The 21,498-nt window shown below is 57.7% G+C and carries 21 protein-coding genes and 1 pseudogene; 10 read left to right on the plus strand and 12 right to left on the minus strand.

The window, feature by feature from the left end:
• Positions 1–582: 582 nt before the first annotated feature.
• The 4 genes from RA27_RS07335 (at position 583) to RA27_RS07350 (ending at position 4,263) form a co-directional block, all read left to right on the plus strand.
• The gene (locus RA27_RS07335; RefSeq protein WP_039536328.1) at positions 583–1,008 is read left to right on the plus strand and encodes a YHYH protein; all 426 of its coding nucleotides are present in this window, start codon (positions 583–585) and stop codon (positions 1,006–1,008) included.
• Positions 1,009–1,146: 138 nt separating this feature from the next.
• Positions 1,147–3,105: a DNA topoisomerase IV subunit B gene (parE, locus tag RA27_RS07340; protein ID WP_039536330.1), complete on the plus strand. Its 1,959-nt coding sequence runs from the start codon at positions 1,147–1,149 to the stop codon at positions 3,103–3,105.
• Between the two features lie 9 nt (positions 3,106–3,114).
• Complete coding sequence (locus RA27_RS07345) at positions 3,115–3,711, plus strand: hypothetical protein (RefSeq protein WP_039536333.1); 597 nt, start codon at positions 3,115–3,117, stop codon at positions 3,709–3,711.
• Between the two features lie 270 nt (positions 3,712–3,981).
• A complete protein-coding gene (locus RA27_RS07350) occupies positions 3,982–4,263 on the plus strand; it encodes a hypothetical protein (RefSeq protein ID WP_039536336.1) in 282 nt (93 codons plus the stop codon).
• Positions 4,264–4,317: 54 nt separating this feature from the next.
• On the opposite strand, the gene RA27_RS07355 is transcribed toward RA27_RS07350, so the two are convergent.
• From RA27_RS07355 to RA27_RS07390, 8 genes are all read right to left on the minus strand, one after another.
• Positions 4,318–5,088, minus strand: coding sequence for an alpha/beta hydrolase (locus RA27_RS07355; protein ID WP_039536338.1), 771 nt, complete (start codon positions 5,086–5,088; stop codon positions 4,318–4,320).
• 58 nt (positions 5,089–5,146) lie between these two features.
• Complete coding sequence (locus tag RA27_RS07360; RefSeq protein ID WP_039536339.1) at positions 5,147–6,292, minus strand: iron-containing alcohol dehydrogenase; 1,146 nt, start codon at positions 6,290–6,292, stop codon at positions 5,147–5,149.
• 67 nt (positions 6,293–6,359) lie between these two features.
• A complete protein-coding gene (locus RA27_RS07365) occupies positions 6,360–7,742 on the minus strand; it encodes an aldehyde dehydrogenase family protein (protein ID WP_039536341.1) in 1,383 nt (460 codons plus the stop codon).
• 95 nt (positions 7,743–7,837) lie between these two features.
• Positions 7,838–9,190, minus strand: coding sequence for a glutamine synthetase family protein (locus RA27_RS07370; RefSeq protein ID WP_039536343.1), 1,353 nt, complete (start codon positions 9,188–9,190; stop codon positions 7,838–7,840).
• A gap of 90 nt (positions 9,191–9,280) precedes the next feature.
• The gene (locus tag RA27_RS07375; RefSeq protein ID WP_039536344.1) at positions 9,281–10,315 is read right to left on the minus strand and encodes a TRAP transporter substrate-binding protein; all 1,035 of its coding nucleotides are present in this window, start codon (positions 10,313–10,315) and stop codon (positions 9,281–9,283) included.
• A 51-nt stretch (positions 10,316–10,366) separates the two neighbouring features.
• Entirely contained in the window at positions 10,367–11,686 is a 1,320-nt protein-coding gene (locus RA27_RS07380) for a TRAP transporter large permease subunit (protein ID WP_039536346.1), read from the minus strand.
• Positions 11,683–12,264, minus strand: a complete 582-nt coding sequence (locus RA27_RS07385; RefSeq protein ID WP_152610654.1) for a TRAP transporter small permease subunit — start codon at positions 12,262–12,264, stop codon at positions 11,683–11,685. The genes RA27_RS07380 and RA27_RS07385 overlap by 4 nt, the downstream gene beginning before the upstream one ends.
• Positions 12,264–13,055, minus strand: a complete 792-nt coding sequence (locus RA27_RS07390) for an N-formylglutamate amidohydrolase (protein ID WP_039536348.1) — start codon at positions 13,053–13,055, stop codon at positions 12,264–12,266. The genes RA27_RS07385 and RA27_RS07390 overlap by 1 nt, the downstream gene beginning before the upstream one ends.
• 129 nt (positions 13,056–13,184) lie before the next feature.
• Here RA27_RS07390 and RA27_RS07395 point away from each other — a divergent pair, with 129 nt between their 5' ends.
• Together RA27_RS07395 and RA27_RS07400 are read left to right on the plus strand one after the other, a co-directional pair.
• Positions 13,185–14,048, plus strand: coding sequence for a MurR/RpiR family transcriptional regulator (locus tag RA27_RS07395; RefSeq protein ID WP_241484016.1), 864 nt, complete (start codon positions 13,185–13,187; stop codon positions 14,046–14,048).
• A gap of 80 nt (positions 14,049–14,128) precedes the next feature.
• A pseudogene (locus RA27_RS07400) lies at positions 14,129–14,884 on the plus strand (hypothetical protein); the annotation flags it as partial.
• Positions 14,885–14,891: 7 nt separating this feature from the next.
• On the opposite strand, the gene RA27_RS23530 reads toward RA27_RS07400, so the two are convergent.
• A complete protein-coding gene (locus RA27_RS23530) occupies positions 14,892–15,566 on the minus strand; it encodes a TIGR04283 family arsenosugar biosynthesis glycosyltransferase (RefSeq protein ID WP_082025035.1) in 675 nt (224 codons plus the stop codon).
• 73 nt (positions 15,567–15,639) lie between these two features.
• Here RA27_RS23530 and RA27_RS07405 point away from each other — a divergent pair, with 73 nt between their 5' ends.
• Both RA27_RS07405 and RA27_RS07410 read left to right on the plus strand, forming a co-directional pair.
• Entirely contained in the window at positions 15,640–16,377 is a 738-nt protein-coding gene (locus RA27_RS07405) for a folate-binding protein YgfZ (RefSeq protein WP_039536353.1), read from the plus strand.
• Between the two features lie 104 nt (positions 16,378–16,481).
• A complete protein-coding gene (locus RA27_RS07410; protein WP_039536355.1) occupies positions 16,482–17,420 on the plus strand; it encodes an ABC transporter transmembrane domain-containing protein in 939 nt (312 codons plus the stop codon).
• A 46-nt stretch (positions 17,421–17,466) separates the two neighbouring features.
• Here the strand turns inward: RA27_RS07410 and efp are convergent, their stop codons facing one another.
• Positions 17,467–18,030, minus strand: coding sequence for an elongation factor P (gene efp, locus RA27_RS07415; RefSeq protein WP_039536356.1), 564 nt, complete (start codon positions 18,028–18,030; stop codon positions 17,467–17,469).
• A 219-nt stretch (positions 18,031–18,249) separates the two neighbouring features.
• Between efp and RA27_RS07420 the strand changes: the two genes are divergently transcribed.
• On the plus strand, positions 18,250–18,570 hold the full coding sequence (locus RA27_RS07420; RefSeq protein WP_008757056.1) for a DUF6280 family protein: 321 nt from the start codon (positions 18,250–18,252) through the stop codon (positions 18,568–18,570).
• A 63-nt stretch (positions 18,571–18,633) separates the two neighbouring features.
• Here the strand turns inward: RA27_RS07420 and RA27_RS07425 are convergent, their stop codons facing one another.
• On the minus strand, positions 18,634–19,203 hold the full coding sequence (locus RA27_RS07425; protein ID WP_039536358.1) for a hypothetical protein: 570 nt from the start codon (positions 19,201–19,203) through the stop codon (positions 18,634–18,636).
• 60 nt (positions 19,204–19,263) lie between these two features.
• Between RA27_RS07425 and RA27_RS07430 the strand changes: the two genes are divergently transcribed.
• On the plus strand, positions 19,264–20,721 hold the full coding sequence (locus RA27_RS07430) for a cobyric acid synthase (RefSeq protein WP_039536360.1): 1,458 nt from the start codon (positions 19,264–19,266) through the stop codon (positions 20,719–20,721).
• A 3-nt stretch (positions 20,722–20,724) separates the two neighbouring features.
• Here RA27_RS07430 and RA27_RS07435 read toward each other — a convergent pair whose 3' ends face one another.
• Positions 20,725–21,468 carry a hypothetical protein gene (locus tag RA27_RS07435; protein WP_039536362.1) on the minus strand — a complete coding sequence of 248 codons (744 nt, stop codon included), beginning with the start codon at positions 21,466–21,468 and terminating at the stop codon, positions 20,725–20,727.
• Positions 21,469–21,498 lie beyond the last annotated feature (30 nt).

Genomic DNA, 21,498 nt, shown 5'->3' on the forward strand with positions numbered 1-21,498 from the left:
CGAGCATGTTAAGAGGCCTTGAAATGAGGGGCTCCGATTGGCGAGCAACCGATGATTAACACTCAACTGCTCTGCTTCCTGATGCACGCTGCAAGTTGTTTAGCCATTCCCGAGCAATCGCGAGGAAAGGATGCCCCGCGATCAGGGCCATAAGACTTGCCCCAGCTTTGACGTTGCAGTCATCTTTCCATTCCGACCGACGCAAAGAGCATAAGAACAACAGATATCCAAAGCGCTGCTTTGATCAACCGGTCCGATGATTGCGCCGATTATTCCCCAATGATCAATGATATCCAGAGTTCCTTAACATCAGGCTCGCGTCAAAATCATGGCCAGCCACACAACCTGCACAACCGCGTCAAATGGAATCTCCGATCATGACCTCAACAAACTAAGTGCACGGTCTAAGATTGATTTCATGCCTCCCGTCAGTGAGCTTCAAACCCCTTGAATGGAAAAGAAAAAATCAACATTTTAGAATCAAAAATGCCAATAACGCGTTCTGTCGAAAGCTACACAGTTAATTTGTTTTCAGCGGGATATTAACGACCGAACAGGCCGCGCGCTGGCAAGATCGGGAATATGATGCTCGGACACACTGCACGCCATGCATGGCTGATCGATCCGTGGTCGTATTACGAGTACCTGAACGTTGGTCTAAACAATGCCAAGACCCAAACCGATGGTCATTTTTACGGCCATTCCAAGCCGAACGCGTTGTCCATGTATCGCGCGTTTGACAAATCCCCAGCTGTCATTGGCTTCGCATCCGATGGGCTCCCGCTTTATGGGACGATCATTAGGGACTCGGAGAGAAAGAAACGCAGCACTATTTCCGGCTACTCGTTGAAAGAAGAAACACCCGTGCTCCCTAGCGGACCCGGCGGGAAGCCTGACGGCAACCATATCGATGAATATACCTTTGCAGTTCAGAGCGATCCGGACAGATACAATGGCACGGCAGTCGGCGAGCAATTCGGACACTACGGCACAACAATCTATCTGTGAATTATGAACTGCTGTGTCCGCACCCCCCATCCTTTGTTCGGAAAATAGACGATGGATGGCACAACAACTCGGGCCCCTCTTCCCCCGGACCACATCACCTGCCATAATAGGCAAAACTCAAGAACAAGAGCAGCACCCATGCCCGACGACCTTTTGACGCCAGAAGCGACCACCACCTATGACGCCTCGTCCATTGAGGTGCTTGAGGGGTTGGAGCCCGTGCGCAAACGCCCTGGCATGTATATCGGCGGCACGGATGAACGCGCGTTGCACCATATGGTCGCCGAAATCCTAGACAACTCGATGGACGAAGCGGTTGCGGGTCACGCCAACCGGATTGAAGTGGAACTGCATTCCGATTACGCCCTGACCGTGCGCGACAACGGGCGCGGCATTCCGATTGATCCGCACCCTAAGTTCCCCGACAAATCCGCGTTGGAGGTCATCCTGTGTACCCTGCACGCGGGCGGCAAATTCTCGGGCAAAGCATACCAGACCTCAGGCGGTTTGCACGGTGTGGGCGCATCGGTGGTGAATGCCCTGTCGGATTCGATGGTCGTGCAGGTGGCGCGAGACAAGCAACTGTTCGAACAGCGCTTTTCGCGCGGCATCCCACTGGGGCCGGTCGAGAAGATCGGCGCAGCCCCCAACCGGCGCGGTACAACCGTGACCTTCCACGCGGATGCCGACATCTTCGGCCATCACAAGTTCAAACCGGCGCGCCTGTTCAAATCCATCCGCTCCAAGGCTTACCTGTTCTCTGGCGTCGAAATCCGCTGGAAATCCGCCATCGACGACGGGGAAACCCCAACCGAGGCCAGCTTCCACTTCCCCGGCGGCCTGTCCGATTACCTGAAGGAGACGATGAACGGATCGTCGACCTATGCCGAACAGCCGTTCGCAGGCACCGTAGACTTTAACGAGAAGTTCGGCACCCCCGGCAAGGTCGAATGGGCGATCAACTGGACACCTTCGCGCGACGGGTTCATCCAGTCTTACTGTAACACCGTCCCCACCCCCGAAGGCGGCACCCATGTGGCCGGGTTCTGGGCCGCCGTCCTCAAGGGGATCAAGGCCTATGGCGAACTGATCAACAACAAGAAGGCCGGTCAGATCACCCGTGACGACCTGATCACCGGCGGCTGTGCGCTGGTGTCCTGCTTTATCTCGGAACCGGAATTCGTCGGCCAAACCAAAGACCGTCTGGCCACTGTTGAAGCGCAGCGGCTGGTCGAAAACTCGGTCCGCGACCATTTCGACAACTGGCTCGCCGCCGACACAAAATCCGCCGGCGCGATCTTGGATTTCCTCATCCTAAGGGCCGAAGAACGCCTGCGCCGACGGGCCGAGAAGGAAACACAACGCAAGTCCGCCACTAAGAAACTTCGTCTCCCCGGCAAGTTGGTGGACTGTAGTAGTTCAACACGCGACGGCACCGAATTATTCATTGTCGAGGGCGACTCGGCCGGTGGCTCCGCCAAAATGGGTCGGGACCGCAAGACACAAGCCCTGCTTCCCCTGCGCGGCAAAATCCTAAACGTACTTGGCGCGGCCAGTTCGAAGCTGGGCACCAATGCCGAGATCAACGACCTGACCCAAGCGCTGGGTGTGGGCCTTGGCACCAAGTTCAACGTCGACGACCTGCGCTATGACAAGATCATCATCATGACCGACGCGGATGTGGACGGAGCGCATATCGCCTCGTTGCTGATGACGTTCTTCTTCACCCAGATGCGCCCGATGATCGACGCAGGCCACCTCTACCTCGCCTGCCCCCCCCTCTATCGCCTGACCCAAGGCGCCAAACGCGTCTACTGTCTGGACGAGGCCGAGCGTGACGAGTGGCTTGAGAAAGGTCTGGGCGGCAAAGGTAGAATCGACGTCTCACGCTTCAAGGGTCTGGGCGAAATGGACGCCAAGGACCTGAAAGAGACCACGATGGACCCTGCATCCCGCAAACTGATCCGCGTCACCATAGACGAGGACGAACCCGGCGAGACCGGCGACCTGGTCGAGCGCCTGATGGGCAAAAAACCCGAACTGCGGTTCCAATACATTCAGGAAAACGCGCGGTTTGTGGAGGAGTTGGATGTTTGAGAATTTGAGATGAAAACCTTTGGTATTGTTTTTGCTATACTAATACTTGTCCTTGGTACCATCGCAGTTTCCTTTGTTGGCTATCATGGTATCCAAATTTCGCTGGCGGTCGTGGAAGGTGCCAAGACCCTCGAACCTAGTGTATATGTCCCATTGGTTGTAACCATTCTTTCGGCTGCTATTGGACTTTCCGCCACGCTATACACCCAAAGTCGAGCGCGAAAACGAGAAGTGGAAGCCGCTTTCCGAGAACGTAAAATTGATATTTATTTAGATTTCTTAGAAACTTATGAGCACCTACTTTTAGCAAGCAAACCAGAACTCGATATCCCAAAGGTTGATCAAAATGACCTTGTTGTTTCCTTAGTAAAAGTAAGAACGAAAGCTGTCCTGTGGGGGTCAACCGGTGTGCTTCGAGCATTGAATGAGTTCTCAAAAGCAAGAGAGCGCAGCGCACTAGAGACATTTCGCGTCGTTGAAAAGATTCAACGTGAAATGCGCAAGGACTTGGGTCTCTCCAACTTTGGACTTGAACAAGACTTTTTCTCGAAACTGATACTTTCAGACGAAAACGACTTCGACATTATTCGCAATGAGAACAGATAAACCAACTATATTTTTCAACCGGCAAGAGTAGCACAGCGACAAACACCTACTTTGCTTAGTCAAAACCCACGCGCCCGCCCTTAGAGGCGAGCGCAGGAGGTATCCGCACCCCGTAGGCCGGGCTTCAGCCCGGCACACCGCAAACCCCTTGCCTAACCCGTTGATCTCGTTCAAACTTACCCTCAACCCGTCATCCAAGAACGACATTTGAGGTTCCGAGCGTCCAAGACCCAATGAGACCAAACACAAGATTTCGAACGGGAGGACGACATGAAAACACTGACCCTCGGGCTGGCCCTGACCCTGCTGGCCTCGGCAGCGCCCGCGCAGCAGATGCTCAGCACCGCATCGCCCATTCCAGACGGCGCCGAGACGCGGTTCTGCTATTATGACGGCATGGCCTATTCGCCGGACTCATTCATTCTGCTGACCGGCGATAATACCGTGACTTCGACCGTCAACACGCGCGAAGAACGGTTGCTGCGCTGTCATCGCAATGACGATGGCTCTCTGAGCTGGAAACCGCAGAGCACGTTTCAGGTGAACAAGTAGGATGGGTTTTTAACCCATCACTGCGGAACAGGAGCGATGGGGTGAAACCCCATCCTACCCCAGCTTCTTCTCCAACCAATCGGCAATCTGCCCGGCGGGTCCTTCCCAGCCGGGTTCCATGAACAGAAAATGCGCGTGGTTTTCGACGGGCAAGAAAGTCGCGCGGTCTCCGTAGAGTTTCGCCAGCGCGCGGCAGGTGTTTGGGTTCACGGCCCGATCCTCGGTGCCCGATACGATCAGCACCGGGCAATCGACCTTGTCGATATCCACCTTCATTGCGTGGTGATCGTCGAACATCCAGAAGAACATCTCGAACATCACCCGCCCGCTTTCGGGGCCGAGTCGATCGAACACCGCGTGCTGCTGCGCCTCGGGCATCTTGTTCAGCGCAAAGGGGGCCATAAGGTCAAAATCGACGCGCATGGGCTGTTTCCAGAACGCCCCGCCCTCCATCAACGCGCGCGGCACGGCGCGTTCATCATCAGTTTCAGGCAAGGTGCCCCACGCAGCATTCGGGTTGATCAGGACAATGGCGCTGGCCAATCCGCGAGACGCCACCTGCTGTGCGACCACCCCGGCGATAGCATGGCCCAGTAGCACAGGCCTGCTATCCAATCCCTGCACGTAGTCGGCGATGTCATTGGCGTAATCGATGACGCTGGTATCAGTCAGACCCGGGTCGGGATCAGCCGTGGGGTCTCCACCATGATAGCGCAGCGCAGGGGTGTGAACCGTCCACCCGCGCGCATGGAAGAACTCCGCGTAATCCTGCATACACCACGGTCCGGCAAAGGCCCCGTGGATCAGAACAATCTCTTTAGCCATGAAAATCCCCCTCACCTCTGACCAGTATGAGAGGTGAGGGATGGGGTCTGCAACCCTGTTACAGTGCCGCTTTGAACAGCGTGGTGAGGTTGTCTTCGGTCAGTTCGATCGGATTGCCACCGCAGGATGGGTCGATGATTGCGCCCTTGACCAGTTCCGGGATCGCAGCCTCGGTCACGCCCAGATCAGAGAGCTTGCGCGGGATGCCCAAGCTGTCGTTGAATTCCTGAACAAAGGCACGGAAACCGTCGAAGCCTCCGTCGATACCCAGATAAGCCGCCGCCTGCTGGAACCGGTCGGCGATGACGGGGGCGTTGAACTCCAACACTGCAGGCATACAGACCGCATTGGTGGTGCCGTGGTGAGTGTTGAACACCGCGCCGATGGGATGGCTCATGGCGTGAATCGCGCCTAGGCCTTTCTGGAAGGCGGTGGCGCCCATCGCCGCCGCGCTCATCATCTGGGCGCGGGCTTCGATATCGGTGCCGTCGGCATAGGCGCGCGGCAGGTAGTCTTTGACCAGCCGCATCCCTTCCAGCGCGATACCTTGGGACATCGGGTGATAATGCGGGCTGGAGTAGGCCTCGACGCAATGCGCAAATGCGTCCAGCCCCGTGCCTGCGGTGATGAACTTGGGCATACCTACGGTCAGTTCCGGGTCACAGATCACCACCGTCGGCAGCACTTTGGGGTGGAAGATGATCTTCTTGACGTGGGTGTCCGAGTTGGTGATGACGCTGGCGCGCCCCACTTCGGACCCGGTCCCTGCTGTGGTGGGCACCGCGATGATGGGTGCGATGGCATCGGCATCGGCGCGGGTCCACCAGTCACCAATATCCTCAAAATCCCAGATCGGGCGCGACTGACCGCACATAAAGGCGACCATCTTGCCCAGATCCAGCCCCGAACCGCCGCCAAAGGCGATTACCCCGTCATGGCCGCCCGCGTTATAGGCCGCGACACCGGCTTCGAGGTTCTTTTCGTTGGGGTTCGGGTCAACGTCGCTGAACAACCCACGCCCCAATCCGGCGGCCTCCATGACATCCAGCGTCGCCGTGGTGATCGGCAGATCAGCCAAACCCTTGTCCGTGACCAGCAGAGGTTTCTTCATCCCCGCAGCGGCGCAGGCTTCGGGCAATTCCTTGATCCGCCCTGCGCCGAATTTAATTGCAGTCGGATAAGACCAGTTTCCAACAAGTGACATGTTTGCTTTCCTTCGTGTCAAAAGGCCTGCTCTGGCGAGGGGGTCAGTCCAGAGCAGGCCGTCGTCCTTAGCCCGTGACCTTTTTCAGGTGATAGGATTTGGGACGTGTCAGGTTGTGATAGCCGATGACGGACAAGCCACCACCGCGTCCGGTATTCTTACAACCGGTCCAGCACAGGCCGGGGTCAAGGTAATCGGCGCGGTTCATGAAAACGGTGCCGGTTTCGATCTGATCGCCCACCCGTGCGGCGCGGTCCAGATCGCGGGTCCAGAGGCTGGCGGTCAGACCAAACTCGCTGTCATTCATCAGCGCGATGGCTTCCTCGTCCGAGGACACTTTCATGATGCCCACCACCGGGCCAAAGCTCTCATCCCGCATCACCCGCATGTCATGGGTCACATTGGTTAGGATCTGCGGTGTCAGGTAGGCCCCGCCATCATCCTCTGGGAAGGTCTCGATGTGGGCCACCGCACCGTCCGCGACGGCCTCAGCGATCTGGGCCCGCACCTCATCGGCAAAGCGCACATTGGCCATCGGACCCATCGTTGTCTCAGCCTCCAGCGGATTGCCCAGTTTATAGCCCTTCACGATCTCCACCGCCTTGGCCACAAAGTCATCATAGAGGCTTTCATGCACGTAAATCCGCTCGATCCCACAACAGCACTGACCCGCGTTGAACATTGCCCCGTCGATCAGCGTATCCACGGCGGCATCCAGATCGGCATCCTCCATGACATAACCGGGGTCCTTGCCACCCAGTTCTGTGCCGACACCGGTAAAAGTCCCCGCCGCCGCGCGTTCCATCGCCTGACCGCCACCGACCGAGCCGGTGAAGTTCACAAAGTCGAACGCGTTGCCCGCGATCAGGTCATTGGTCACGTCATGACTCAGAAAGACGTTCTGGAACACGTCTTCCGGCACACCCGCCGCATGAAAGGCCCGCGCCATGCGTTCGCCCACCAGCAAGGTCTGCGTGGCGTGTTTCAACACCACCGTATTGCCCGCGATCAGCGCCGGAGCCACCGTGTTGATCGCCGTCATGTAGGGGTAGTTCCAGGGTGCCACTACAAAGACCACCCCATGCGGGATGCGCCTGACATAGCGTTTGAACGTCTCATCCTCGCCCACGGCAATATCGGCCAGCGCCTCTTCGGCAATCGCCGCCATGTGGCTGGCGCGTTCGTTGAACCCGCCAAACTCGCCGCCATAACGCACCGGACGGCCCATCATATGCGCCAGTTCCGGCACGATTTCATCATTCATCGCTCCAACCGCAGCGACACCCGCCATCACAAGATCAATGCGCTCCTGTAACGGTCGCGCCGCCCATTCAGCCTGCGCTGCCCGCGACCGCGTCGCCACCTCAAACGCCGCGTCCCGAGACAATACCTCTCGTTCCGCAAAAACCGATCCATCAATCGGCGAGACACATTGCAACATCTGCCCCATAGTCACTCCATCTCGAAAGACAGCAGGATTCCCTGCTTCATCTGGCCATAAATATCCCGGGGGTCTGGGGGCAGAGCCCCCAGCCTGACCCGATCTCAAGCCCGCTCGAACCCGCGGGCAATTTCCCAATCCGTCACCACGCGTTCGAACTCCTCGATCTCGACCTCAGCCGCGCGCGCATAGTGATCCACCACCTCATCTCCCATGGCCGCGCGCAACATGGCCGAGCCATGCAGCGCATCCCGCGCGGCGCGCAGATTGCCCGGGATCATTCCGGTCTCGCCCTGATAGACATCGCCCTGGGTCGGAGACTGCAACTCCAGTCCTTCCTCGATGCCCGCAATCCCAGCAGCCAGCATCCCGGCCATCGCCAGATACGGGTTCATGTCCGACCCCGGAATACGGCACTCCACCCGTACGGCCTTGGTGCCATCACCGCACAGACGGAACCCCGCGGTGCGGTTATCAACCGACCAGATGATCCGCGTCGGCGCAAACGTCCCCTTCATGAACCGCTTGTAGCTGTTGATGTAGGGCGCCATGAAACAGGTGTAATCGGCGGCGTATTTCAACAGACCGGCCATGTAGCTTTTCATCAGCGCCGACATGCCCAGATCGTCCTCCGCGTCAAAGAACGCAGGTTTGCCATCCGCCCACAGCGACTGATGCACGTGGCTTGAACTTCCCACCTTCTCATGGTGCCATTTCGGTAAGAACGTCGCCGCATGGCCATGCTGCCAGGCGATCTCTTTCACCGCATTCTTGGCGATCGAGTGATACTCGGCTGTCTCCATCGCTGGCGCGTATTTGATGTTCAGCTCTTCCTGCCCGGTCTCGGCCTCCCCTTTCGAGTTCTCGACCGGAATGCCCGCATCCCACAGATGGTTGCGGATCGGGCGCATCACATGCTCTTCCTTGGTGGTCTGAAGGATGTGGTAGTCCTCGTTATAGCCCGAGATCGGTTCGAGATCGCGGAACCCCTCCTTACGGATTTCATCAAAGCTCTTCTCGAACAGAAAGAACTCCAGCTCGGTCGCGCACATGGCGTCATAGCCCATCGCCTTCAGCCGGTTCACCTGACGTTTCAGGATCGAGCGCGGCGCATGTGGCACCTCTTCATGCGTATGATGATCCAGCACATCGCACATCACCATGGCTGTCCCTTCCAGCCATGGCACCGGACGCAGCGTGCTCAGATCCGGCTTCATCACATAATCGCCATACCCCCGCTCCCAACTGGTCGAGGCATACCCGTCCGGCGTCCCCATCTCGAGATCAGTGGCCAACAGATAATTGCAACAATGCGTTTCTTCCCAGGCACCGCCAACAAAATGCCCCGCATGAAACCGCTTGCCCATCAAACGACCCTGCATGTCAACCATGCACACCAACACAGTATCAATTTCGCCGGAAGATACCTGCGTCTTAAGATGCTCGAATGTCAGCATTTGCTACCTCTAGGATATGCGGGAATTTTCGAAGAAAATTCCTGGATCTCGTTGCGACCGGCCCGCCTTTAAGCGAGCCGGTCGTTTTCATCAACCGTAGCGGTAAGGCCGTCCGGCCTTTTGCATTTCGGCGTTATACTTCTTGAAGATTTCAACAACCTTCGCCTTGGTCTCGGATTCTGCCGCAATCTCGTCCCAGAACTTGACCGCCGCTTCTTCGACCTGTGCCCACTCGGCATCCGGAATAGTGGTAAGTTTCAGCTTAGTTCCGTTGACGCGCAGGTTGGCCTCACCACCCCAATACCACCACTGACGATAGTAGTGAGATTGATCACAGCAGACCTTGAACAGGGTTTGCAAATCTTCGGGCAGTTCGTTCCAGCGGTCCATATTGGCAAAGAAGTGCCCCGCCCAGGCGCCCGAGACGTTATTGGTCAGGAAGTAGTTGGTCACATCTGCCCAGCCGACCGTGTAGTCCTCGGTAATGCCCGACCACGCGATGCCGTCGAGTTCGCCGGTTTGAACCGCAACCTCGATGTCTTCCCAGGGCAGGGACACAGGCACCACGCCGAATTGCGACAGGAACCGGCCCGCCGTCGGGAAGGTGAAGATGCGTTTACCCTTCATGTCCTCCAACGAGTTGATCGGGTCCTTGGTGGCAAAGTGGCACGGGTCCCATGCACCAGCGCTGATGTGTTTGACGCCGACTTTTGAGTATTCCTCGTCCCAGATTTCGTTCAGGCCCCACTGGTTAAACAGTACGGGCACGTCGAGCGAATACCGCGAGGCGAAGGGAAAGTAGCCGCCGAACACTGTCACTTCGGTGGGCGAGGCCATCGAGTCATCGTCCGACTGCACCGCATCGATTGTGCCCTTCTGCATGGCACGGAACAGCTCTCCGGTGGGGACAAGCTGATCGGCGTAGAACAGCTCGATCTGCATCCGGTCGCCTGCGATCTTGTTGAACATCTCGATGGCGGGGTCGATCACATGCGCGGCCAGCGCGGGACCTGCATAGGTCTGCATCCGCCATGTGATTTTGCCCTGCGCCAGTGCCGGTGTGGCCAGAGGCGCAGCAGCAACCCCTACCCCGGCGGTTTTCAGAAACTTACGTCTTGTCGTCATATCAATTTCCTCTCCGTTGAAGTTTGAGTGCCCGTTTGCCGGGCCTTCTAGTTAATTTCCATAAACATATCCGGGCAGCCACAGGGCGATCTCGGGAAATATCATGATAATCGTGAGCGCCAGTACCATCACGCCGACAAAGGGAAAGATCGAGCGATAGATGTCTTTCAGACTGATCTCGGGCGGCGCCATTGCACGCATCAGAAACAGGTTATAGCCAAAGGGTGGCGTCATATAGGCGATCTGAGTTGTAATCGTATACAGCACACCATACCAAATCAGATCAAAACCAAGCGCTCCGACCAAAGGCACATAAAGCGGGGCCACGATGACCAGCATGGCGGTGTCATCAAGGAAGGTTCCCATCACGATAAAGCTCAACTGCATCAGGATCAGGATCATCCATGGCGACAGGCCCAGTTGTTCGGTGAACAGGTTGTCGATGGCTTTGACCGCCCCCAACCCGTCGAACACCGCACCGAAGCCCAGCGCGGCCAGGATAATCCACATGAACATGCAGGAAATCGCCAATGTCTGCTTGGTGCAGTCTTCAAATATCTTCCATGTCATCCGGCGTTTGAGGATCGAAGCCACCAGCGCCGCCAGCGCGCCTATCGCCGAGCTTTCGACCAGCGAGGTCCAGCCATTGACGAATGGCAGCATCATGGCCGCAAAGATGATCAGAGGCAGCGCACCTGCCCCCAGCAGCCGGATTTTTTCGGCCCGCGGCACTTCATGCGTGTCCTTCATGGCAGGGCCGAGTTCGGGCTGAATACGGCAGCGTATCCAGATATAGAGGATGAATAACGACGCCATCAGCAGCCCCGGTACAATCCCGGCCAGCCATAGCTGGCCCACCGGTTGACGCGCGATCATGGCATACAGGACCAGAACCACTGATGGCGGCACGAGTATCCCGAGGCTCGACCCGGCCTGGATAACCCCCGTCACCATGGTCTTGTCATACCCGCGCCGCAGCAGTTCCGGCAGCGCTATCGTCGCGCCGATTGCCATGCCCGCCACGCTCAGGCCATTCATGGCTGACACCAGAACCATCAAACCGATGGTTCCTATCGCCAGCCCACCATTCACCGGGCCCATCCAGACGTGAAACATGCGATACAGGTCATCCGCCAAACGGCTTTCGCTCAGCACGTAGCCCATGAATATGAACATCGGCAGCGTCAGCAACGGGTACCATTTCATCAGTTTCATCGCCGCCGAAAACGTGATGTCCTGCCCGCCGGTGCCCCACAACGCCAGCGCAGCGATCGTTGCCACCGCGCCGATGGCACCAAAGACACGCTGCCCGGTAAAGAGCATCAGCATCATCAATGCGAACATGAAGATGGCGATATATTCCTGACTCATGCCCGCTTGACCCCGATTTCCTGCCCGTTGATCCGGGCTATGTCTTTGAAAAATTCGGAAATTGCCTGCAGTAACATCAGGAAGAAACCGAACACCATGATCGCCTTGACCGGCCAGATATAGGGTCGCCACGCAGTGGACGAACGTTCCAGCCGTCCGATTTCCTCGCTTCCGGTCAATAGTCCGGTGAAATATGAAACGGGCTCGTCACCCCAATAGCCAAGACTATAGGCGGTCGAACCCAGCCCTCCGTAGAACAACACGCCCAGATAGAGGATAAGCAGCAGTACCGTACAGGCGTCGAACCACGCTTTCCGGCGCGGGCTCCAGTTATGATAGAACAGGTCCATGCGCACGTTCGAACCCAATTGGATCGAATACGGGCCTCCGACGATGTAGTAGGTCACCATGGCGAACTGCGCCATTTCCAGCGTCCAGAGCGATGGCAGGAAGAAGGTTTTCGAAATCGAGGACCACAACAGGATGCCCATCATTACGAACAGGCCCCACATCATAACCCGCCCAATCCGATAGTTCACCGCATCGACAATGCGTACATATGCGGCCATCATCTTCATCAGGCAACGCCCCTGCCCCGAATGGCATCCAACGTCCTGCCAATCCATGGCACCAGCGCATCGGCCATGGCCTGCTGTTGCTCGGGCGTTTGAATCAGGTCATTGCGGATTTCGATCATGACGTTCAGCAGTCCACGCGGTGCGGCATGGAAATCCAGCGTATGGGCCACTCCGTCGGCGGCCGAATACGGTTCGTTCAGGCGCGTTGTCAGCATCAGATTCGGGGCCGCTGTTTCCATCATCTCCAGCGCAAAGCGGTCATCCTCACCATGCAACACGCCCAGCTCGACGGACCGGCTCTGCCCGCGATACACTGGCGTGAAACTGTGGATCGTCACCATCAGCTCAAGCGTATCGCTGAAGCGATCGAGCATTCCCCGGAGTTCACTGCAAAAAGGTGTGTAGACCTCGGCGACCCGAGTTTCGCGTTCCATCTCAGACAGGTCGGCGTTACCCGGAATGACGATGTCCTCGCTTCTGGCGGGCATCGCATCGCTGGCCTCTGGCGGGCGGTTGCAATCGTAGACCAACCGCGACACACCGCCAAAGACCAACGCGGCTGACATCTGGTCGGCGACAGCCTGCGCCACCGGCAAGGCACCGGGGTCCCAGGCGATATGGCTGCACAGCGCGCTCTGGCTCAGCCCCATATCCCTCAACGCGTCCGGAATCCGACGCGAAGCATGTTCGCACACAACGATAACCGACGGGGCATCCGTCGGTTCGAGGGTATGAACTACCGTTCCAAAATCCGGGTGTCCGGCAGATGTGAGACTGTCATGTGATTCCATGCGGAAAAATCTCTACATCCAACCTTAACCTGTCAATATTTTTCCCGTAAAAGATTCTCCACACCTGTTTCGAATGTCAAAAATTACACATATGGTGGTCATCAACAAACGAAGGAGTATTCCGTGCGAGTGACTGAGAGACTCCTTGCGCATCGCGAGAAGATGACGCCATCGGAGCGGCAGTTGGTGAATGTGCTGCTGGACGATTACCCGATGGCAGGGCTGGGCAGCATAACAGAACTGGCCAGCACCGCCTCGGTCTCGACCACCACGGTCGCCCGGATGCTGCAGAAAACCGGATTTGGCGGATACCCGCAGTTTCAGGCCGCGATCCGGAGCGAGGTCAAAGAGATGATCTCGGGGCCCGTCGCCAAGCGCGATGTCTGGCAGAACGACCTGCCCGAGGAACACATCCTGAACCGGTACTCAAGGCAGGCGCTGGAAAACCAGCGACGTTCGATCGATGAGATTGACCCAGAGGAATTCGACAGCTTTTGCCGCCTTCTGTGCGACCCCAAACGGCGTATTTTCATCACCGGTGGGCGCATTACGGGCACGCTGGCGCAGTATTTGTACTTGCACCTGCAAATGATACGCCCTGACGTAAAGATTCTCTCGGATGCTGCTTCGTGGACACATGATTTGCTTGAGGTGCGGGAAGGCGATGTGCTGGTGGCGCTGGATGTACGGCGTTATGAGAACACGACCCTGCTGATTGGGCAGCTTTGCCACGAACGAGGGGCCGAGGTTATGCTGTTGACCGATCAATGGCGGTCGCCCATTCATCGGCTGGCGAAACATACATTCGCCGCGCGCATCGCAGTGCCTTCGGCCTGGGACTCCATGGCATCGCTTCTTATACTTCTGGAATGCGTAATCGCCGAAATGCAGGAGCGTCTGTGGGACAGCGTGAAAGAACGCACCGACGAGCTGGAACAGGCTTTCGACCGGACGAAGCTGTTCCGCAAGTTCGGCCAAAGCTCAGGCTCCTGACGTCGCTGCTGACGTTTCACAAGGTACAACTGCGCGTGAGCACTGTTGTCAGATGATGCGCAGGCCGTACACTCCGGCTCATGACATTCATTGCTGAAAACCAACTACCGCTGCTGATCCTGTTCTTTCTGATCGGATTGATCGGCACTGGTTTCCTGTTCCGTAAGCCAGCGGGTCATCGGGCGTGGAAACTGGCGGATCTGGTCTGGGTCGTGCTGGGTGGAATCGGTGCACTGGTCGCGGTGTTGGCCGGGCTCTATACATCGGACAGTTCGCGGCTGGACCGACAGATTGACGTCGCCTACGCCGCCACGCTTGCCTTTGATCGCGATGCCGCACGCTTTCGATTGCGGTTCTGTGATCCGGCATATGATCCGGACACCGCAGTGCTATGTGAAAAGGTCGAGTTCCTATCGGCTTCAACCGCCAGCAACGCGGATTTACCGTTGTTCATCGCCGTAACGAATGAAGTCGCGCCGCTGCAAGGGCTGCATTTTCTGTTCGGTCGCGCATCGAAGGACGACATGGAAGAGGCGCGTGACATGGCCGCCAAGGCCGATGCATTCAGTATCGAACAGTTCCTGGTCTTCACCTCGCTGGATGAGGCCACGCAAGAAGCCATTGACAACATGCGTCGCAAAGTGCCCGCCATCGCCGGGGACTACCTGATCCTCGCCCAGAGCTATGACGATCTGGTTGAGCAGGTCGGCAAGCTCAAGGATGAATGGGAATACCTGCAGGCCAATGCACATATATTGGTCTTGCAGATTATCGCGCTGTGCCTTGTCAGTTTCGCCGCGCCCTTCCGCCTTGGAAAATCCATTGTCGAACTGCGCACCGCGTTCAACGCCGATACGCCTGCGCCAGTTGATGAGGATCAGCCCCCAGAAAGTACCGCATCAGAGTCCAAAGGTTCCGCGCGCCCCGTCGAAACCAGCCCTGACGGATATAGCGTTCCGCACTCGTAACCGCATCCGCCTTCAACAGCACCGGGCGCGGTAATGCACGGATCAGTGCGACATCCTCCATCAACGGCTGATCCGGGAACCCGCCCGTCGAGGCATAGTCCTGACGGCGCACCAACAGCCCCTGATCGCCATAGGGCAATCCGAACACACGGCTGCGCAGATTGGCCCAACCCGCCACCCAACGCGCGCCGAAACCGCTGGCGCGAAACCGCAATCGGAAAGCTGCCGGACGGGCGGTTTTCAGATGCTCTGCCACCACGGTACTCCAACCCGGCTGCAGTTCCGTATCGGCGTGCAGGATCAGCAGCCACTCACCAGTGGCCTCGGCACAGCCCCGCCGCAACTGACCACCACGTGACGGTGGGCCTGATACGATCCGCGCGCCTGCTTCATCAGCCATCTCACGTGTCGGGTCATCCGAACCGCCGTCGGTTACGATCAGTTCCCGGATCAGGCCCTGATGCAGCCCCTCCATCAACGACTGCAGGGTTACTTGCAGAATGGGTCCCGCGTTCAGGGTCGGGATCACGATGCTGATCGGGGCTGACACGTCTTAAACCCTCTGGTCATGGCGGCGCGATCTCCTATATCACGAGGCCAGACGAAATGACGAGGATCAACCCATGCCCAATCGCCGCATTCTGCGCCTGACCGGCAAGGATACAGACAGCTTTCTGCAGGGGCTGATCACAAATGACGTAAAGCGGCTGGATGATGGGCTTGTCTACGCAGCCCTTCTGACTCCGCAAGGAAAATACCTAGCAGATTTCTTTCTGAAACGGGATGGAGATTCGGTGCTGCTCGATGTGGCTGAGGGGCTGGCGGACGGGTTGGCCAAACGCCTGACAATGTACAAGCTGCGCGCAGATGTTACCATCGAGGAGACCGACCTGAACCTGCAGCGCGGCACCGGTACGCCGCCGCAAGGCGCCCTGCCCGATCCGCGCAACCCCGATCTTGGATGGCGCGCCTACTCCACAGCGCCAGCGAGCGACGATGGCACCGACTGGGACGCGATCCGTGTTCGCCATTGCATCCCGGAGACCGGCATCGAACTCACGCCTGACAGCTATATTCTCGAGGCCGGTTTCGAGGCGCTCAATGGTCTCGACTTCAAGAAAGGCTGCTATGTCGGTCAGGAAGTGACCGCCCGCATGAAACACAAGACGCAGTTGCGAAAGGGGCTGCGGATTGTCGAGGCGACGGGTGACGCACCGGTCGGAACGGAGATTCTGTCGGACGGCAAGCCCGCCGGTGTGTTGTTCACTCAATCCGGCGGCAAGGCCATAGCATATCTGCGGCTGGATCGCGCCGGCGATAACATGCAGGCAGGCGACGCAACGCTAAAGCTGCCGGGCTGACTTTGTTGCCGAACCGGCACGCCCTTCTGTCCGATATGGTTTGCGTATTTGAACCGACCGGGTCGCACGCTATCACTGACAAAATGGCCTAACGGAATACGAGCATGTTTCGCCTCTACACCGCGATATGGCGCGTCAGCGCCAGACGTCAGATCATTCTCATTTTGCTCTCGCTGGCCGTGGCCGCCCTGGCTGCTGTACCGCTGGAGTTCCAGCGCGAGATCATCAACCATCTGACATCGGACAGTATCAAGGTTCCCCATCTGCTTCTTCTGGGGGCCGGGATGATGGGCGTCATCCTCTTGAGCCTGGCCCTGAAATGGGTTCTCGGGTACCGCGCGGGGACACTGGGCGAGGACATCATTCGCCTGATCCGGGGACGGCTGCTTGTCCGCGCAATCGATATCAGCGAAGAGGGACAAGACCTTCGTTCAGGTACAATGACCACCGCGATATCGGCTGAGGCTGAAGAGCTTGGGAAGTTCGCAGGTGGCGCGTTTTCAGATCCGGTCGTGCAGATCGGCACGCTGTTCAGCGTGATTGGCTACATCTCTTCCACCCAACCCGGGCTGGGGTTGATCGCATTCTCAATGATCGTACCGCAGATCGTTATCGTGTTGGCCTCGCAGCGCAAAGTAAACATCTTTGTGGCCGAACGCGTTCGTATCCTGCGCAGCGCGACCGACCGTCTGACCCATGAAGACATCGAGGCGGCCTCGAAGGCGATTCAGAAGGAATTCGACGAGATCTTCGATACGCGCCGCAGGATGTTCATCTGGAAGCTTTCTGCCAAGTTCCTGCTGAGCGTTATCAACGGAGCAGGAACAGTCGGAGTACTGATGCTGGGGGGCTGGCTGGTTTTACAGGGCAAAACCGATGTGGGCACGGTGGTCGCGGCGATCAGCGGCCTCAGCCGCATACAGGGACCGACGGCATTCCTGATCACATTCTACAGACAGGTCAGCGCCAATCGCATCAAATTCGATCTGATGCGGGAGCTGTTCGGCGATCACCCCGAGCGCTACCGAATCCGGGGCCATTAAAAAAGGGCCGCAATGCGACCCTTTTTCGAAGCCAACCCGAAGCGGATCAGGCGCGTTCGGAATATTCCATTGTCTCGGTATTGACCACGATCATCTCATCCTGACCGACAAAAGGCGGCACCATGACCTTGACGCCGTTGTCAAGCACTGCGGGCTTGAACGAGTTCGCTGCGGTTTGCCCTTTCACAACCGGCTCAGTCTCGACAATCTTGCAGGTGACTTTCTGCGGCAGCGTAGCATTCAGCGCCTCGCTTTCGTAGAATTCCACCACAATGGTCATGCCGTCCTGCAGAAACGGGCGGCGCTCACCCAGCAGATCTGCGGGCAGTTCGATTTGCTCATAGGTCTCGGAATCCATGAACACCAGCATACCATCGGATTCGTACAGGAACTGCTGATCCTTTTGTTCAAGGCGCACGCGTTCGACTTTGTCGGCCGAGCGGAAACGTTCGTTCAGTTTCGACCCATTGCGCAGGTTGCGCAGCTCGACCTGTGCAAAAGCGCCGCCTTTACCGGGTTTTACGTGATCCACTTTGACCGCCGCCCACAGCCCGCCGTTATGCTCAAGCACATTGCCGGGGCGAATTTCGTTCCCATTTATCTTGGGCATTACATAAATCCTTCACAAACGGTTGATGCGTCAGTTGTTGTCCCTATATCTGGCGTGACCACACCTGACAAGACAACGAAACCTAGTGCTGCACGCGCAGCAAGCTATGCAAATGACGCAACGCAACTATGCAATTTAGGTGTATCCGAATCGCATGTAATAGGTCATAAGGACCGTCACGCCGAAAATTGCAAGAGCAAGAAAAACAGGAAAGACGAGATGAGAGATTTCGTTGACGGCACTGCCTTTAACAACGAACAAGGCAATCGTGCACGCAAACTTTTCGCAGCCGTTGTACTGGCTGCGCTGGATGACGCCATCGCTGACGACAAGAAGTATGGCAACGGACCGGAACAAATCGCCCGCTGGGCCCGTTCGCGCGATGGGCGCGAGGTTTTGTCATGCGCCGGGATTGACCCCAATGAGCGGGTTGTCGGCGGATTGATGGAATTCGTTGGTCGTGGCGTACGGACGTCTGTGGCGTTGTCACGCGAAGAAAGCGAACGCCGGAATGCGGCTCAGCAGGCCGAAGCGGCCTGATTGATCCCCGCATCCGATTGAAAAAACGCGCCCTGAACAGGGGCGCGTTTTTCTTTTATGAGATCAGAAATACATGATCCATTGCCGCGCGACCCAAAGCTCGGCCGCCAGCAACAGCGCAAAGAACAGCTTTGACGACGCCGAAAGGCCCCGTTGCCAAAGGACCACATAGGCAACGCCGCACATTGCCATGGAAATCGGCGCGACCCACCCCGCATGATATGCGCTGTCCCAATAGCTGACCGGACTGTGAAAAACCCATGAACTGAACGGCCAGAACTGCGGCCGGCCGTCGCCTGCGTGCAAAAAGAAATCCATCGCCAGATGCAGCAGCCCTGCCGATGCTCCGATTATCAGCAAGCGCCATCCCCGGCACAGCCCAAGTCCGAGTGCGATTCCCCACAGCAGGAAAGAGTTGTCGATCGCGAACACGGTTTGCCATGCTGGCGAAAAGTACAGCTGATCGAACACCACCTGTTCCGGGATGTTCAGAATATAAAGCGATACACCGGCCATCACATACAACGACAGGTCCGGCAGCAGTGATCCAAGCACCGCTGCCCACAAAGCCGCGCCCCGGGCTGGGCGCGCAAAAGCAGCAGCGCCGATCAAAAGATGCGCAGGTGTGTTCATCAGGGGCTTTTCCTTTGCCCTTAAATCAGGTCATCTGCGGGTCAACATAGGAGACAGGCCATGGTGCGGTCCATCATGATTCAGGGCACCGGCAGCAATGTCGGAAAATCGGTATTGGTGGCCGGACTGGCCCGTGCCTACACGCGACGCGGGCTGCGCGTGGCTCCGTTCAAGCCACAGAACATGTCGAACAATGCCGCTGTGACCGAAAACGGTGGTGAAATCGGGCGGGCTCAGGCTCTGCAGGCACGGGCGGCGAAACGACCGACGCATACGGATATGAACCCTATCCTGCTGAAACCCGAAACCGATACCGGCGCGCAGATCATCCTTCAGGGTCAGCGCGCAGGTACGATGAAGGCGGGCGATTACCGCAAAGATAAATCCAGACTTTTGGACGCGGCGCTGGAGAGCTTTGACCGACTTTGCAGCGACGCCGATCTGGTACTGATCGAAGGCGCGGGCAGCCCGGCCGAAACCAACCTGCGCAAGGGTGACATTGCCAATATGGGCTTTGCCTGTGCCGCAAATGTACCGGTCGTTTTGGTCGGGGATATCCATCGTGGCGGCGTGATCGCTCAGATCGTAGGCACGCAAGCCGTTTTGAACTCCGAGGATCAGGCGATGATCTGCGGGTTCGCCATCAACAGGTTCAAAGGCGACGTGTCCCTGTTCGACGAAGGCCGAGACGATATCGCGGCGCGGACCGGCTGGCCCTGTCTTGGTGTGGTGCCTTGGTTCCATGACGCGTGGAAGCTGCCGGCAGAAGACATGATGGACATTCGCTCTCATACAGGAGGCGCTTGCAAGATCGTCGTGCCTCAGTTGGAGCGTATGGCCAATTTCGACGATCTCGACCCGCTGTCCGCTGAGCCGAACGTATCCGTCGAAATCGTGCCCGCAGGCCGTCCCCTGCCCGGAGATGCTGATATGGTGCTGCTGCCCGGCAGCAAATCTACAATCGGCGATCTGGCCTATTTCCGGGCGCAGGGCTGGGATATCGATCTTTATGCCCACGTGCGCCGTGGCGGTCATGTGCTGGGCCTGTGTGGCGGTTATCAGATGCTGGGCAAAACCATTTCGGACCCGGAAGGCGTCGACGGTCGCCCCGGAATGGTCGAGGGTCTGGGGTTGCTGGATGTCAGCACCACAATGGCGGGTGAAAAGCAGGTTATCCTACGCTCTGCAACCGCCCTGCCCGGCAAAGAGCCGGTCAGCGGTTATGAAATCCATATGGGCCGCACGGATGGCCCAGACTGTGTACGCGCCTGGCTGCAGATCGAGGGCCGCCCCGAAGGCGCGGCCAGCGCTAACGGACGTGTACGCGGCAGCTACCTGCATGGCATCTTCTCGTCAGACGCGTTTCGCGCCAGCTATCTGGCAGGATTGGGTGTCGCGTCGGAAGCCACTTATGAAGATGGCGTCGAACAGGTTCTTGATGACCTCGCTGACCACCTTGAGCAGCATATGGATTTGGATCTGCTTCTGTCGATGGCGCAGGCGCCACGTCAACGTTAAGGCTTAATCGATATCCGATGCGGCGATGGCCCGGGTGATCTCGCGCCGAACCATTTTGCGCAGGTTTCGCGTAATCCGCTCACCCAGTGCACCCTGCAGTTCTTCTCGGACGATCTGGGCCACAAGCTCACGCAATTCTGCCTCTCCGATCGTGACATCGGCCGGTTTCTGTTCCTGCTCTGCCACCACAGCCGGGTCGCGAATGAAAGTTGCCTCGGGTCCAGCTTCTGCCTCGGGTTCAGCCGTCTGAGACTGCGCGAATCCCTTTTCTACCGGCCATTCGACGGCTTGAGTCTTGGTGCCAGAGTATGCGTCATCACTTTCGCCATCAGGCTCCCACTGATCCTCAGTCCGGGCGATCGCGGCCTCCAACGCTTCGATCTTGGCGCTCAGACTGCCGGCAAGGTCACGCTTCGGTGTTTCGGCCTTGGGATTACCCGCGCGCACGATGTCACTGGGCTGCAATCGCATCGGCTCTGCGGGATTGCTGGGCTCATTCGCGGCCTGCTTCGATATCCCTTCGCGGGTAGTGTGCTGAGGCATCAGCTTCAACGGCGCAGGCTTCTTGGCGATCAGCGGTTCATCGCTGACGCGCAGCGCATCGGTCAAAACCAGCCGACCCGGCTTGGGCGCCGGAGCAGAAGGGACGAAAATGAACTCTGATTCGTCATGTGCGTCCTCGTCGACCATTCGCTTGACCGACGAAAGAACGTCCTGAATATTGGCGTTTACAACACGATCTGACATTATTTTCTACCGCTCTAACCTCGGTCCGAT

The sequence above is a fragment of the Ruegeria sp. ANG-R genome, from assembly GCF_000813985.1.
In the GTDB taxonomy this organism is placed as follows: Bacteria; Pseudomonadota; Alphaproteobacteria; order Rhodobacterales; family Rhodobacteraceae; genus Ruegeria.

Bases quoted from the DNA above. Each gene is read 5' to 3' on its own strand.
- RA27_RS07335 (WP_039536328.1), top strand. From the start codon at position 583: ATGATGCTCGGACACACTGCACGCCATGCATGGCTGATCGATCCGTGG.
- parE (WP_039536330.1), top strand. From the start codon at position 1,147: ATGCCCGACGACCTTTTGACGCCAGAAGCGACCACCACCTATGACGCC.
- RA27_RS07345 (WP_039536333.1), top strand. From the start codon at position 3,115: ATGAAAACCTTTGGTATTGTTTTTGCTATACTAATACTTGTCCTTGGT.
- RA27_RS07350 (WP_039536336.1), top strand. From the start codon at position 3,982: ATGAAAACACTGACCCTCGGGCTGGCCCTGACCCTGCTGGCCTCGGCA.
- RA27_RS07355 (WP_039536338.1), bottom strand. From the start codon at position 5,088: ATGGCTAAAGAGATTGTTCTGATCCACGGGGCCTTTGCCGGACCGTGG.
- RA27_RS07360 (WP_039536339.1), bottom strand. From the start codon at position 6,292: ATGTCACTTGTTGGAAACTGGTCTTATCCGACTGCAATTAAATTCGGC.
- RA27_RS07365 (WP_039536341.1), bottom strand. From the start codon at position 7,742: ATGGGGCAGATGTTGCAATGTGTCTCGCCGATTGATGGATCGGTTTTT.
- RA27_RS07370 (WP_039536343.1), bottom strand. From the start codon at position 9,190: ATGCTGACATTCGAGCATCTTAAGACGCAGGTATCTTCCGGCGAAATT.
- RA27_RS07375 (WP_039536344.1), bottom strand. From the start codon at position 10,315: ATGACGACAAGACGTAAGTTTCTGAAAACCGCCGGGGTAGGGGTTGCT.
- RA27_RS07380 (WP_039536346.1), bottom strand. From the start codon at position 11,686: ATGAGTCAGGAATATATCGCCATCTTCATGTTCGCATTGATGATGCTG.
- RA27_RS07385 (WP_152610654.1), bottom strand. From the start codon at position 12,264: ATGAAGATGATGGCCGCATATGTACGCATTGTCGATGCGGTGAACTAT.
- RA27_RS07390 (WP_039536348.1), bottom strand. From the start codon at position 13,055: ATGGAATCACATGACAGTCTCACATCTGCCGGACACCCGGATTTTGGA.
- RA27_RS07405 (WP_039536353.1), top strand. From the start codon at position 15,640: ATGCCCAATCGCCGCATTCTGCGCCTGACCGGCAAGGATACAGACAGC.
- RA27_RS07410 (WP_039536355.1), top strand. From the start codon at position 16,482: ATGTTTCGCCTCTACACCGCGATATGGCGCGTCAGCGCCAGACGTCAG.
- efp (WP_039536356.1), bottom strand. From the start codon at position 18,030: ATGCCCAAGATAAATGGGAACGAAATTCGCCCCGGCAATGTGCTTGAG.
- RA27_RS07420 (WP_008757056.1), top strand. From the start codon at position 18,250: ATGAGAGATTTCGTTGACGGCACTGCCTTTAACAACGAACAAGGCAAT.
- RA27_RS07425 (WP_039536358.1), bottom strand. From the start codon at position 19,203: ATGAACACACCTGCGCATCTTTTGATCGGCGCTGCTGCTTTTGCGCGC.
- RA27_RS07430 (WP_039536360.1), top strand. From the start codon at position 19,264: ATGGTGCGGTCCATCATGATTCAGGGCACCGGCAGCAATGTCGGAAAA.
- RA27_RS07435 (WP_039536362.1), bottom strand. From the start codon at position 21,468: ATGTCAGATCGTGTTGTAAACGCCAATATTCAGGACGTTCTTTCGTCG.